The organism is Candidatus Sphingomonas colombiensis (genome assembly GCA_029202845.1).
Classification (GTDB): Bacteria; Pseudomonadota; Alphaproteobacteria; order Sphingomonadales; family Sphingomonadaceae; genus Sphingomonas; species Sphingomonas colombiensis.
This window is the reverse complement of the sequence record CP119315.1, coordinates 2,203,736-2,217,562: the sequence shown is the minus strand read 5'-3', so window position 1 is coordinate 2,217,562 and position 13,827 is coordinate 2,203,736. Positions and strand designations below refer to the sequence as shown.

Below are 13,827 nucleotides of genomic sequence, written 5' to 3'. Positions count from 1 at the left end.
GCGATCGGTTCTAGCCCGCGACCAGCATCTCCCCCAGCCGGCGCGATACCGCGCCGGCTGGATAAGGTTTCTGGATCACCGCATCGTCGCCGACATGCGGGAGCGCGCGAATATCGGCATAGCCGGTGACGAACAGCACCGGCAGCCCCGGCCGCAGCCCGCGGGCCTGCGCGACGAATTCCACGCCGTTCATCCCCGGCATCGCGAAATCGACCACCGCCGCGTCGATCGCGGTGTCCTGTTCGATCACGCTCAATGCGCGCGCGCCGTCGGCCGCCTCGATCACCGTCGCGCCGGCATCGCGCAATTCCTGCGCCGTTACCGCGCGCACATGCTCGTCATCATCGAGCACGAGCACGATCCGTCCGGCGACCGAGCCATTTTCCGCCATTGCCGGTTCCGCCGCGCTCGACTGAAATTCGCCGGCGGCGCGCGGCAGATAGATGCTCACCGTGGTGCCCTTGCCCGGCGCGGTATCGATCCGCACGCCGCCGCCGGATTGCTTCACGAAGCCATAGACCTGCGCCAGCCCCAGCCCCGATCCCTTGCCGACCTCCTTCGTGGTGAAGAATGGCTCGAACACGCGCGCGCGGATCGCCTCGCTCATTCCTTCCCCGGTGTCGGAAACCGATACCATCACATATTCCCCGGCCGGCGGCTCATCGAGCGAGGACGGTTCGGCCAGCGTGATATTGGCGGTGGCGACGGTCAGCGTGCCCCCCGCCGTGCCCATCGCATCGCGCGCGTTGATCGCGAGATTGAGCACCACCAGCTCGAACTGCGTGGGATCGACCAGCGCGTGCCACAAGGCGGGCGCGAGCCGCGTGTCGATGGTGATCGCACGGCCGAGCGTGCTTTCCATCAGCTCGCGCATCCCGTCGATCGTCCGGTTCAGCTCCACCACCTTGGCCTCGAGCCGCTGGCTGCGCGAGAAGGCGAGCAATTGCGCGGTCAGCGCGGCCCCGCGCTCCGCCGCCATGCGCACATGCTCCAGCCGCAGCTTCGTCCGCCCGTCCGCCGCATCGCTCAGCGTCCGCTCGAGGATGCCGACATTGCCGAGCACGACCGTCAGCAGATTGTTGAAATCATGCGCCACGCCGGAGGTGAGCTGCCCCACCGCCTCCAGCCGCTGCATCTGGTGCAGCCGGGCCTCCACCCGCTGACGTTCGGCGATTTCCCCGATCAGTTCGCGAGTGCGCTCCGCGACGCGACGTTCCGACGCTTCACCCGCGAGGTGCGCCTCGCTGACATCCACCGCGCAGCAGATGAAACCGCGATACACCCCATCGATAATGCGCGGCCGCGCCTCGGTATGCACCCAGCGGGCATCGCCGGTCGAGGTCATCAGCCGCAGATCGCCGCCCATCGGCTTGCGGGTGGCATTGGCCTGAGCGCGGATCACGGCGAGCGCCGGGCGATCCTCCGGCAGATAAAGCCGCGTCCAGCCATCGCGGATGATCTCCGCCGGCGGCACGCCGAGAAGGGTTTCGAAGAACTGGTTGGCGAACACGATTTCGCCGGCTTCATCGGTCTGCCAGATCAGCGCGGGGAGCGAATCCGCGAGGTTGCGGAACCTTTCCTCGCTCTCACTGAGCGCCTCGCGCTCCTGCCTCCGTTCGGTGATATCGATCACGGTGCCGGCGGCGCGGACGCAGCTATCCCCTTCGAAAATGCCGCGCCCCTTGGCCGCGAGCCAGCGCAGCTCGCCGTCATTCGCTCGCCTCACCCGGAATTCGAGATCGAACGGTTCACGCCGCGCCGGATCGACCGCCGCCTCCAGGCTTTGCCGCACCAGCGGCAGATCCTCGGGATCGACGCGGCCGTAGCAATCATCCAGCGTCATCGGCCAGTCGGGCGAGAAACCATACATCGCCTTGGCCCGATCGGACCATGTGCCGATTTGCGCCGGCAGGTGCACATCCCACGCCCCGATCTCCGCAGCCTCGGCCGCGAGTTCGAGCGACTCCCGGCTCAGCGCGAGCGCCCGCTCCGCGCGATAACGATCGGTGACGTCGGTGCCCTGAACGAAGATGCTGGTGACTGCCCCGGTCGTATCGGTGATCGGCTGGAACACGAAATCGATGTGGCGAACTTCGGGCTCGCTCTCCGCCTGCCGCCACAAGGTGACACGCGCGCCATTGTCGCGATAGGGCTGACCGCTCGCCCGCACCGCATCGAGCAGCGCGATATAACCCTGGCTCTCGATCTCGGGCAGCACGTCGCGCGCGGAGCGGCCGATCACCTCCCCGTCGCGATCCCCGACCAGTTCGCGATAGGCGCGGTTGACCAGCTCGAACCTGTGATCCGGGCCGCGCAGCACCGCGGCGAAGCCCGGCGCCTCCTCGAACATCTGCGCCAGCCGCGCCCTGTCCTCGGCCACCGCGCGCGCCGCGCGCACGCGCTCGGTCGTCTCGGAAACGATGCACAACACGCCGCCGACCGACCCGTCCTCGATCCGCACCGGCGAATAGGACACGTCGAAGAACACTTCTTCCCCGAAACCGGCGCGCTCGATGTAGAAGGGGCGATCCTTCGCCGCGAAGGTTTCGCCGGTGCTACGGACGTGCGCGAGCAGCGGCTCCAGATCGCTCCACAACTCGCGCCACGCCTCGCGCGCGGGGCGGCCGAGCGCCGCGGGATGCTTGTCCCCGATCGTAGGCGCATAGGCATCGTTGTAGAGCGCGGCATAGTCCTCGCCCCAGAACAGCACGATCTCCGCGCTGGCGGGAAGCATCAGGCTGACCGCGCTTAGCAACGATTGCGGCCAATGCTCGATCGGGCCGAGCGGCGAACTGGACCAATCCTTCGCCAGCATCATCGCGCCCAACGCGCCGCCGCCGGCGAATTGCCGCGCAACGCCACGTAGATCTACGGTCGAGCCGCCCATCGCCGACGACACTATATCTTCCTTTCCGCCGCGCAAAGCGCGAACGATGGCGCAGCCGCGCAAAGCGAGCTAATCCCCTGTGCGATGAAGCCAGCGTTCCGTTCAATCCACGCGCATCGCCTGCTGCGCGTCGCCGCCGCCACGCCGCGCGCCTCCGTCGGCGATGCAACCGCCAATGCGCAGGCCGCGATCGCGCTGGCCCGCGACGCGCATGACGCGGCGGTCGATCTGGTGGTGTTTCCGGAGCTTAGCCTCACCTCTTACGCGATCGACGATCTTCACCTGCAAACCGCGCAGCAGGAGGCGACGCTCGCCGCGCTGGCGCGAGTGGCCGAAGCGACCCGCGATCTGCGCCCAGTGCTGGTGGTCGGCGCGCCGATCCGGCGCAACGGGCGCGTCTACAACTGCGCCGTTGCGCTCGCCCGCGGCGAGATCCTCGGCGTCGTTCCGAAGACCTTCCTGCCGAACTACCGCGAGTATTACGAAAAACGATGGTTCGCCTCAGGCGCGGGGCTCGCCGGGCTTGCAATCGACGTCGCCGGGCAGACTGCGCCGTTCGGGGCGGACCTGATCTTCGCCGCGGAAGACCTGGCCGACTTCACGTTCCACGTCGAGATCTGCGAGGACTACTGGGCGCCGACGCCGCCGTCGACCCAAGGCGCGCTCGCCGGGGCGCTGATCCTGTGCAACCTCTCGGCCTCCAACATCGTGATCGGCAAGGCCGAGGACCGCTCGCTGCTGTCCGCTTCGCAATCCATGCGCTGCGTGGCGGCCTACGCCTATTCGGCGGCGGGAGCCGGGGAGAGCACGACCGACCTCGCCTGGGACGGTCAGGGCTCGATCCACGAGCTCGGCGAGCTTCTCGCCCAGTCCGAGCGCTTCGCGCGCGAGCCGCAGTTGATCGTGGCCGACGTGGACGTGCAGCGGCTGCGGCTGGAGCGCGCGCGGTTCGGCACCTTCAACGACGCCGCCGCGCTCGCGGGCCATCCCGAGACGCGGTTCCGCGCCGTGGGATTTCGCCACCAGCCGAGCTTCGCCGACCTCGGATTGAAGCGTCCGCTGCGGCGGTTCCCTTATGTGCCGGACGTCCCCGCCCGGCTCGACCAGGACTGCTACGAGGCCTTCAACATCCAGGTCCACGGCCTCGTCCGCCGGTTCGAGGCGACGCAGGCCCGGACCATGGTGGTCGGCGTCTCCGGCGGGCTCGATTCCACGCAGGCGCTGATCGTGGCGGCCAAGGCCTGCGACCTGATGGGCCTGCCGCGGACCGCGATCCTCGGCTTCACCATGCCGGGATTCGCCACCGGCGAGGACACCCGCGCCAACGCCTGGAGCCTGATGCGCGCTCTCGGCGTGACCGCGGAGGAGATCGACATCCGCCCGGCCGCGAAGCAGATGCTGGCTGACATGGACCATCCCTTCGCCCGCGGCGAAGCGGTCTACGACATCGCGTTCGAGAACGTGCAGGCCGGCCTCCGCACCGATTACCTGTTCCGGCTCGCGAACCAGCGCGGCGGCTTCGTGGTTGGCACGGGCGACCTCTCGGAGCTCGCTTTGGGGTGGTGCACCTACGGCGTCGGCGATCACATGAGCCATTACGCCGTCAACGCCGGGCTGCCGAAGACGCTGATCCAGCACCTCATCCGCTGGACGGTGCGGACCGGCGAGTTCCGCGGCGCTGCGGCCGAGGTGCTCGAGGCGATCCTCGGCACGGAGATTTCGCCGGAACTGGTGCCGGCGGACGCCTCGGGCGCCATCCAGAGCACCCAGTCCAAGATCGGCCCCTACGAGCTGCACGACTTCTTCCTGTTCCACATCCTGCGCTACGGGCTGCCGCCGTCGAAGGTCGCGTTCCTCGCCTGGCGCGCCTGGGCCGAGCCCGAGGCGGGCGCGTGGCCGGCGGGGTTTCCGGAAGAGGAGCGGCGGGCCTATGACCTGCCGACGATCGTCCGGTGGCTCGAGGCCTTCATCACGCGCTTCTTCGCCACCAGCCAGTTCAAGCGCAGCGCCATCCCGAACGGCCCCAAGATTTCGCCCGGCGGGGCGCTCTCGCCGCGCGGCGACTGGCGCGCGCCGAGCGACGGCACCGCGACCGCATGGCTGGCGGAGCTGGCGCGCTGGGATTGAGCGCCGGGCGCTAGAGCGGTTGTCGATCCGCCCGCGTCGGATCGTCGTTCAAACTTCCTCTGCTGGCCGCGATTTCAGAGCCGGCACGTGTTACCGGCCGCCTTGAAATCGCTCTATCGCCCCTTGAACGTCGGCGCGCGCTTTTCGAGGAACGAGGCCATGCCCTCACGGAAATCCTCCGAGCGGAACAGCGGGAGCAATTGCAGGTAAACGTGCTGGACGTGCGTATCGAACGGCTCGTCCAGCCCCATGCGCATCATGCGTTTCGCGGCCTGCACCGCGAGCGGCGCATTGGCGGCAATCTCCAGCGCCAGCGCGCGGGCGACTTCGGCCACCTCGCCCACCGGGACGACGCGGTTGACCAGCCCCTCCGCGAGACACTCCGCCGCGCTTAATGTGCGCCCGGTGAAGACAATCTCCGCCGCCTTCGCCCAGCCCAGCATGCGCGGCAGGAACCAGGTGCCGCCCGATTCGGGCAACACCCCGCGCTTGACGAAGGCCGGCGCGAGCTTCGCATCATCGGCCATCACGCGGATATCGCAGCCGAGTGCGAGATCCATGCCATAGCCGGCCGCCGATCCGTTGAGCGCGCAGATCACCGGCTTGTCCATCGCGAACAGCACGGTGGGCGGCGTGTTGCGCAGATCGATCGTCGCGCCGAACGTGGCGGAGGACGATCCGATCCCCTCCCCGCTCGTCGCGGCGTTGAGATCAAGCCCGGCGCAGAACGCGCGGCCGGTGCCCGTCAGCACCACCACGCGCGCCTCTGCATCGGCATTGGCACGCACCAGCAGCGCCGTAAGCTGATCGAGCATCGGGCCGGAGATGGTGTTCATCCGCTCCGGCCGATCGAGCGTGATCGTCGCCACGCCGTCGGCCACGTCATAACGAACATCGATCATCACAAGCCCCCCGCCATGCGCGATACGGTCGCGGCGTAATCGCGCATCGTCTCATCGAGAATCTGCGCGACCGGCTTCACCTCATGGATGCGCCCCGCGACCTGCCCGGTCAGCGCGACGCCGGCCTCCAGATCGCCCTCGAAATAAACGCGGCGCGTGTCGGCGAACTCACCGAAGATATTGGGCGATCCCTCCGCCGCGATCCGCGTGGTGCGATCGGTGCGGAGCGCCCTGAGCGCCGGCCCCGGCCCCTTGCGGTTGAGGAACACGGTGTCGGTCGCGTCGGCGTTGATGATCGCCTGTTTCCAATTGTCATGCACCGGGCTTTCGGCGGAGGAGAGGATGCGCGTGCCCATCAGCACGCCCTCCGCGCCCAGCGCGAAGGCGGCGGCCATCGATTTGCCGTCGATGATCCCTCCGGCGGCGATCACGGGCACGTCGACCGCCTCCACCACCTGCGGCACCAGCACCATGGTCGACACGTCCTTCGGGTTCTTGAACCCGCCGCCCTCGCCGCCCTCGACGATCAAGCCATCGACCCCGGCTTCGACCGCGCGACGCGCACCAGCAAGATTGGGGACGACGTGAAACACCGTCAGCCCCGCGTCTTTAAGCATCGCGGTATATTTCATCGGATCGCCGGCGGAGGTGGTGACGAATTTCACGCCCTGATCGATCACGAAGCGCACGATATCGGGATCGCGGACGAAGGCCTGCGCGACGTTCACGCCGAACGGCTTGTCGGTCAGCGCGCGCATCTTGACGATCTCGTCGCGCACCGCGTCCAGCTGGCCCGACGAAGTTTCGATGATCCCCATGCCACCGGCATTGGAAACGGCGGAGGCGAGCTGCGCGCGGGCGATCCAGCCCATCGCCGCCTGGACGATCGGCTTTTCGATCCCCAGCATCTCCGTGACGCGCGTCTTCACCGCCATTGCCCTCTCCTGTTTTTAGAAGAACGGGTTGGCATGAAGCGTGGCTCGGCGCCAGCCCTGAACGGGCCGGCGCCGAAACACGGGTATGCTATTCCGCCGCGACGGCGGCCGTTTCCGGCTCCTGCCACACCAGCCGCGGCTTGCGCGCGGCGAGCGTTTCATCGAGCCGGCTGCGCGGCGCGAAATGCGGCGCGGTGCGCAGAGCCGGATCGCCGGCCCGCGCGCGCTCCGCCACCGAGCGCAGCGCGCCGATGAACTGATCGAGCGTCGCCTTGCTCTCGGTTTCGGTCGGCTCGACCAGCATCGCGCCATGGACGACGAGCGGAAAATACATCGTCATCGGGTGGAACCCCTCGTCGATCAGCGCCTTGGCAACGTCGATCGTCGAGAAACCTTCCGCGAACCCCGCGTCGGAGAAGATCGCCTCATGCATGCACGGCCCGGCCGCCGCGAACGGCGCGTCGAGCACGTCGGTCAGGCTGCGCAGCACGTAGTTCGCGTTGAGCACGGCATCCTCGGCCACCTGCCGCAGGCCATCCGCGCCGTGGCTGAGGATATAGGTCAGCGCGCGGGTGAACATGCCCATCTGACCGTTGAAAGCGGTCATCCGGCCGAAGCTGTCGGCATGATGATCCTGCGCCGTCTCTTCCTCGATCAGCGCGAAGTGATCGCCCTGCTTCTCGACGAACGGCAGCGGCGCGAACGGGGTCAGCCGCTCCGAAAACACCACCGGCCCCGAACCCGGCCCACCACCGCCATGCGGGGTGGAGAAGGTCTTGTGCAGATTGATGTGCATCGCATCGACGCCAAGGTCGCCCGGACGCACCCGCCCGACGATCGCGTTGAAATTCGCGCCGTCGCAATAGACGTAACCACCGGCAGCATGGACCGCCTCGGAAATCGCCTTCAGATCGCGCTCGAACAGGCCGCAGGTGTTGGGGTTGGTGATCATCACCCCCGCCACATCCGGCCCGAGCCGCGCCTTCAATGCCGCCGTATCGACGCGGCCATCGGCGTCGGCGGGGATATCCTCCACCGTGAAACCGGCGAAGGCGGCGGTGGCGGGATTGGTGCCATGCGCGCTTTCGGGAACCAGGATCACCTTGCGATGCCCTTGCCCGCGCTTCTCCAGCGCCGCCTTGATCGCGAGAATGCCGCAAAGCTCGCCATGCGCGCCTGCCTTGGGGCTCATCGCGACCGAGTGCATCCCCGTCAGCGTCACCAGCCAGTGCGCGAGTTGCTGGATCACCTCCAGCGCGCCCTGCACGGTGTCGATCGGCTGGAGCGGGTGGACGTCGGCAAAACCGGGCAGCCGCGCCATCTTCTCATTGAGGCGCGGGTTGTGCTTCATCGTGCACGATCCGAGCGGGAAGAGCCCGAGATCAATCGCGTAATTCTGCCGGCTGAGGCGCGTGTAGTGCCGCACCGTCTCCGGCTCGGAGAGGCCCGGCAGGCCGATCGGCGCGCTGCGCGCGAGGCCGCCGAGGCGGCTCGTCGCAGTGGCCGGGGCAGCGACTTCCACCCCGGTCGTGTCGCTGTCCCCGATCTCGAAGATCAGCGCTTCCTCAAGCATCAGCGCCTTGTTGCCCGTGAAGGTCGGCGCGACATCGCCGCCCTGCTGCTGCGGCGCGGTGGGGCGCCAGCCGCTCTGGTTGATCGCGCTCATGCCAGCACCTCCTCAAGCGCCGTGGCCAGCGCTTCGACATCTTCCATGGTTACGGTTTCGGTCACGGCGACGACCAGCCCGTTCGCGAGGCTCCCTTCGCCCGGATAGAGCCGCCCGAGCGACACGCCTGCGAGAATACCCTGGTCGGCCAGCGCGCGGACGATCGGCCGCGCCTCCTTGCCCAGATCGAGCGTGAATTCGTTGAAGAACGTGTCGTTGACGACGCGCACCCCCGGCACCTTGGCCAGCCGCTGCGCCGCGACGACCGCCGCCGCGTGGTTGGTCGCCGCCAGCGCGCGCAGCCCGGCCTCGCCCAGCAGCGTCATGTGGATCGAGAAGGCCAGCGCGCACAGCCCGGAATTGGTGCAGATGTTCGACGTCGCCTTCTCGCGCCGGATATGCTGTTCGCGCGTGGAGAGCGTCAGCACGAAACCGCGCCGCCCGTCGGCATCGACCGTCTCGCCGCACAGGCGCCCCGGCATCTGACGGACATATTTGTCCTTGCAGCCAAACAACCCGACATAAGGCCCGCCGAACTGAAGCCCGACGCCGATCGACTGGCCTTCGCCAACGACGATATCCGCGTCCATCTCGCCCGGCGACTTCAATGCCCCCAGCGCCACCGGCTCGGTGACGACCGCGATCAGCAGCGCCTTGTTCGCGTGGCATGCGTCAGCCAGCGGGCGCAGATCGGCGATGCGGCCGAGAATATCGGGATATTGCACGACGACGCACGAGGTATCGCCGTCGATCTTCGCGATCAGCGCGTCGAGATCGGTCTCGGCACCAAGCACCGGCAGCGACACATCGAGCGCATCGCCGGTATATTTCGCCATCGTTTTCGCGACCGAAACGTAATGCGGATGCAGGCCGCCCGACAGGATCGCCTTGCCGCGCTTGGTGATGCGCCGCGCCATGCCGATCGCTTCCCAGCACGCGGTCGAGCCGTCGTACATGCTGGCGTTGGCCACGTCCGTGCCCAGCAGGCGCGCGACCTGCGTCTGGAACTCGAACAGCATCTGCAACGTGCCCTGCGCGATTTCCGGCTGATAGGGCGTGTAGGCGGTGAGGAACTCGCCGCGCTGGATAAGGTGATCGACACTCGCCGGGACATGGTGGCGATAGGCGCCGCAGCCGAGGAAGAACGGCGCCTCCCCTGCCGACAGATTCTTCCGCGCCAGCGCGGTCATGTGGCGTTCGACCGCCAGTTCGCTGGCATGGTTCGGCAGGCCGGCGATCGGGCCGGTGAGGCGAACGGATTCGGGCACGTCGACGAACAGATCGTCGATCGAGGACGCGCCGATAACGCCAAGCATCGCTTCGCGATCTGGCTGGGTGAGCGGAAGATAACGCATCAGGCGGGCTTTCTCATCGTGAAGCGCAGACGGACATAATCGGCGATCCAGCCACCGTCCGGTCCGCGCAGTCGGTCGGCAAGGCGCGCGTCGATCGCATCGGCGATCGCGCTTTGGGTCGCGGGGTCGATCCCGGCAGCATTGAACGGGCCGGTCATAAAAGTGGCGATCCAGCCCTTCACCCCACTTGGCAGCGGGGTCGGGCGGTCGATCAGTTCGGCAGAAATGTCGGTGAAGCCGGCAGCGGCATAGACGGCGGTGAAATCCGCGACCGCAGGATACCAGTGAAGCGTGCTCGGCGGGAGCGACAGGCCGCGCGCGGCAAGCTCCGCATCGATCCCGCTCCAGATGGTCGCGACATTGCCGGCGCCGCCCATCTCCCCAACGAAGCGCGCGCCGGGTTTCAGCGCGCGCGCCACGCCACGCGCCACGGCGGCGGCATCGCGCATCCAATGGAGCGCCGCATTGGAGAAGGCCGCATCGAACTCGCCGTCGAAATCCAGCGCCTCTCCACCCATCACCCGTGCGTCCAGCCCGCGCTCGCGCGCTGCTGCAATCATCTCGGGCGAGGAATCGACGCCGATCACCTCGGCCCCGGCTGCGGCGATCGCGGCGGTCAGCACGCCATCGCCGCAACCGATATCGAGGATGCGCTCACCCGCACGGGGCCCAAGCAATGCCACCACCGGCAGCCCCATCGCGGGGACGAAGGCGGCGTTGGCGGCATAGGCCTGGGGATCCCAGTGCGAGGCGGGCGGCTTGCTCACAGCTTGGCGACGAACGCCTCGTAAGCGGCTTCGTCCATCAGCGCCCCAAGCTCCGACGGATCGGACAGCGTGATCTTGAAGAACCAGCCCTCGCCTTCCGGATCGGAATTGACCAGCGCGGGATCGTCCGCGAGCGCGGGATTGCCCTCGATCACCGTGCCCGACACCGGCGAATAGACATCGCTGGCGGCCTTCACGCTCTCCACCACGGCGGCATCGTCGCCCTTGGACAGCGCCTTGCCGTCTTCGGGCACGTCGACGAACACGATGTCGCCAAGCTGGCCCTGCGCATATTCGGAGATGCCGACCGTGCCGACTTCGCCGTCGACATCGATCCACTCATGGTCTTCGCTGAAATAACGGCTCATCTCACTTCACTCCTCGGAAGTAACGGTGGGGAACGAACGGCATCGCCGTAACGGTCGCGGCATGGATCTTGCCGCGCTGGGTAAGCTGGACGCGCGTGCCGGGGGCGGCGAGCGCGAGCGGCACATAGGCCATGGCGATCGGCGCGCCGACCGTCGGCGCGAAGCCGCCCGACGTGACCTTGCCGACATCGCTGCCATCGGCATCGAGCACCGATGCGCCTTCGCGCACCGGCTGGCGCCCCTCGACCAGCAGGCCGACGCGCTTGGCGACCGGGCCGTTCTCGCGCTCCAGCAGGATGCGCTCGGCACCGGGGAAATTGCCCTCCTCGCGGCGGCGCTTGAACAGCGCGAAGCCGAGATCGGCCATCACCGGCGTGATGTCGGGCGTCATGTCATGACCATAGAGCGGCAGCCCGGCTTCGAGGCGGAGCGAGTCCCGCGCGCCGAGGCCGATCGGCTTCACCTCCGGCTGCGCGGTCAGCGCATCGGCCAGCGCCTCGGCGACTTCGGCGGGCACAGAAATCTCGAACCCGTCCTCGCCGGTATAGCCGGAGCGGCTGATCCACAGTTCATGCCCCTGCCACTCGAACGCCGCCGCCTGCATGAACACAAGTGCCTCGACGCCGGGGATCAGGCGCGCGAGCACGTCGACCGCCTTCGGCCCCTGCAACGCGAGCAGCGCGTGATCGTCCATCAGGTTGAGCGTCACATCGTCGGGCAGATGCTCGATAATATGGCCGATATCGTCATATTTGGTCGCGCCGTTGACGACGAGATAGATCCGATCCTCCGACTGACGCGTCAGCATCAGATCGTCGAGGATGCCCCCCGCCTCATCGAGCAGCAGCGAATAGCGCGCGCGATTGAGGGCAAGGCCGGCGATATCGGCGGGCATCAGCGCCTCCAGCGCGCCCACCACATTATCGCCGGTGAAGGTGAGCTGGCCCATATGGCTGACGTCGAACAGACCGGCGGACTCGCGGGTCCACAGATGCTCGGCCATGATGCCTTCATATTGGACCGGCATGTGATAGCCGGCGAATTCGACCATGCGGCCGCCCTTCGCGCGATGCCAGGCATCGAGCGGCAGAGTCTGGATCGGCGGCTCTTCGTAATTATCGTCGCTCGGGCGCTGGTCGCTCATGGGAAATCTTCCGACAAGAAAGGGCGATGGACGCGGGGGTGCTACCCGTTGTCGATCCGTTTACCCCCTCTGTCACGGGACCTGAGAGCTTCCCCCGGGCGTTATCGCGCGGGGTTACCCCTTCGGTGAGGCGCGGCTGAAAGCCATGCCTGCTTTCCAGAGCATCGTTTGGCGCGTGCGGTCCTTTTGCCTGAGAGATTCCGGGGTGGTTGCTCCTTCGGCGGCCACCCTGCCACCCTGAAAGGGCGGCGTGGGCGGCTCTCTCCCGCGTGTGCCTTGCCGGTTGCCCGGGTCACGATGGGCGAGGCTCTGACCGCGCGGGAGATTTGAGTCAATCGCGTTTCGCGCGATCAGCCGATCATTTCGCGCTGAGGCGGAACAGCCGCCCCTCCGCCCCGCGCGAGCCATCCTCGAGCAACCAGATCGCGCCGTCCGCCGCCTGCGCCAGCCCGCGCACCCGAAAGCCCACGTCCCATTGGTCGGCCGGGGTCGCCTTCGCGCCATTGACGGTGACACGAACCAGCGCCTTGCCGGACATGCCCGCGATCATCAGCGAGCCCTTGTACTGCGGGAACATCGCGCCCGAATAGGCGATCAGCCCGCCGGGCGAGATGGTCGGCGTCCACCACAAAGCCGGCTCCGCGAACTCCGGCTTCGACGGGTGCGCCGGGATCGGCGCGCCGGAATAATTGATGCCGTTCGACACGACCGGCCAGCCATAATTGCGGCCCGGCTGGAGCAGGTTCAGCTCGTCGCCGCCCTTCGGCCCCATCTCGACCTCCCACAGCTTTCCATCCGTGGTGAAGGCGAGACCGTAGGGATTGCGATGCCCGAGCGTCCAGGTCTGCGCGCGGACGCCGCCCGCCTTGTAATGCGGATTGCCCGGCCATGCCGCGCCGTCGAGCGTCAGGCGAACGATCTTGCCGAGCGCCTGATTCGGATCCTGCGCCGGGGTGAAACGCTGGCGCTCGCCGGAGGACAGGAACAGCGACTTGCCGTCGGGCGCAAAGGTGATCGCGCCGCCGAACTGCTCGCCCGGACCATCGGAGCCCGCGCGCCAGATAACTCGCTGGCCGCTGAGCTTCGCGCCGTCGAACGCCGCCTTCATCAGCGCGAGACTCGCTCCGCCATTCGGGCGCGGCTCGGAATAACTGAGGTAGATGGTGTGGCTGGCCGCGAAATCGGGCGCGAGCGCGACGCCGAGCAAGCCACCCTGGCTGCTCAGCTTCACCGCCGGCACGCCCGCCACATCGGTAACCTTGCCGTCTGCCGCACGCAGCTTGAGCGCGCCCGGCTTCTCGGTGATCAGCGCAGCGCCATCGGGCAGCATCGCGATCGCCACCGGCTGGGTGAACGCGCCGATCTGCGTGACGGTGAATGGCGGCGGGGTGAGCGGCAGATTCGCTTGGCCGGACGTCGCGGGAATGTTTTTGATCCCCGGTTCGGCCGGCGAATCCTTTGGCACGGGATTGTTCGCGCCCGGCGGCTGTGGCCCCTGCGGCCCCTTCATGGCTTGCGGGTCGACCGCCTGCTGCGCCGAACAGGCCGTGCCGATCAGCAACATAAGGGCAAACGGATAGCGGCGAATCATGTGGCTCTCCCGGCGATTTAACGTCGCATCGCCTAACACATTATCGCCGCGCGGTTGCCAGCTTGCGTCATCGCCGGGTTCGTCA

At 67.6% G+C, this 13,827-nt stretch carries 10 protein-coding genes and 1 riboswitch; of the genes, 1 reads left to right on the top strand and 9 read right to left on the bottom strand.

All coding sequences use genetic code 11. The features are described 5' to 3' along the window. Positions 1-10: 10 nt before the first annotated feature. On the bottom strand, positions 11-2,899 hold the full coding sequence (locus P0Y64_10675) for a PAS domain S-box protein (GenBank protein ID WEK41873.1): 2,889 nt from the start codon (positions 2,897-2,899) through the stop codon (positions 11-13). Positions 2,900-2,971: 72 nt separating this feature from the next. Between P0Y64_10675 and P0Y64_10670 the strand changes: the two genes are divergently transcribed. Continuing rightward, positions 2,972-5,014: an NAD(+) synthase gene (locus P0Y64_10670; protein ID WEK41872.1), complete on the top strand. Its 2,043-nt coding sequence runs from the start codon at positions 2,972-2,974 to the stop codon at positions 5,012-5,014. A 113-nt stretch (positions 5,015-5,127) separates the two neighbouring features. Here the strand turns inward: P0Y64_10670 and P0Y64_10665 are convergent, their stop codons facing one another. The 8 genes from P0Y64_10665 to P0Y64_10630 all read right to left on the bottom strand — a co-directional run bounded on the left by P0Y64_10665 (position 5,128) and on the right by P0Y64_10630 (position 13,742). Further along, positions 5,128-5,916 carry an enoyl-CoA hydratase-related protein gene (locus P0Y64_10665; GenBank protein WEK41871.1) on the bottom strand — a complete coding sequence of 263 codons (789 nt, stop codon included), beginning with the start codon at positions 5,914-5,916 and terminating at the stop codon, positions 5,128-5,130. Beyond that, entirely contained in the window at positions 5,916-6,851 is a 936-nt protein-coding gene (locus P0Y64_10660; GenBank protein WEK41870.1) for a nitronate monooxygenase, read from the bottom strand. The genes P0Y64_10665 and P0Y64_10660 overlap by 1 nt, the downstream gene beginning before the upstream one ends. An 88-nt stretch (positions 6,852-6,939) precedes the next feature. Further along, the gene (gcvPB, locus tag P0Y64_10655; GenBank protein ID WEK41869.1) at positions 6,940-8,517 is read right to left on the bottom strand and encodes an aminomethyl-transferring glycine dehydrogenase subunit GcvPB; all 1,578 of its coding nucleotides are present in this window, start codon (positions 8,515-8,517) and stop codon (positions 6,940-6,942) included. Then, on the bottom strand, positions 8,514-9,872 hold the full coding sequence (gene gcvPA / locus P0Y64_10650; protein WEK41868.1) for an aminomethyl-transferring glycine dehydrogenase subunit GcvPA: 1,359 nt from the start codon (positions 9,870-9,872) through the stop codon (positions 8,514-8,516). Before gcvPA ends, gcvPB begins: the two co-directional genes overlap by 4 nt. Next, entirely contained in the window at positions 9,872-10,639 is a 768-nt protein-coding gene (locus P0Y64_10645; GenBank protein ID WEK41867.1) for a methyltransferase domain-containing protein, read from the bottom strand. Before P0Y64_10645 ends, gcvPA begins: the two co-directional genes overlap by 1 nt. Further along, on the bottom strand, positions 10,636-11,007 hold the full coding sequence (gene gcvH / locus P0Y64_10640) for a glycine cleavage system protein GcvH (GenBank protein ID WEK41866.1): 372 nt from the start codon (positions 11,005-11,007) through the stop codon (positions 10,636-10,638). The genes P0Y64_10645 and gcvH overlap by 4 nt, the downstream gene beginning before the upstream one ends. A gap of 1 nt (position 11,008) precedes the next feature. Next, positions 11,009-12,151, bottom strand: a complete 1,143-nt coding sequence (gene gcvT / locus P0Y64_10635; GenBank protein WEK41865.1) for a glycine cleavage system aminomethyltransferase GcvT — start codon at positions 12,149-12,151, stop codon at positions 11,009-11,011. A 168-nt stretch (positions 12,152-12,319) separates the two neighbouring features. Next, positions 12,320-12,429: riboswitch (glycine riboswitch) on the bottom strand. Positions 12,430-12,509: 80 nt separating this feature from the next. Further along, complete coding sequence (locus P0Y64_10630; GenBank protein ID WEK41864.1) at positions 12,510-13,742, bottom strand: PQQ-dependent sugar dehydrogenase; 1,233 nt, start codon at positions 13,740-13,742, stop codon at positions 12,510-12,512. Between the last annotated feature and the right edge of the window lie 85 nt (positions 13,743-13,827).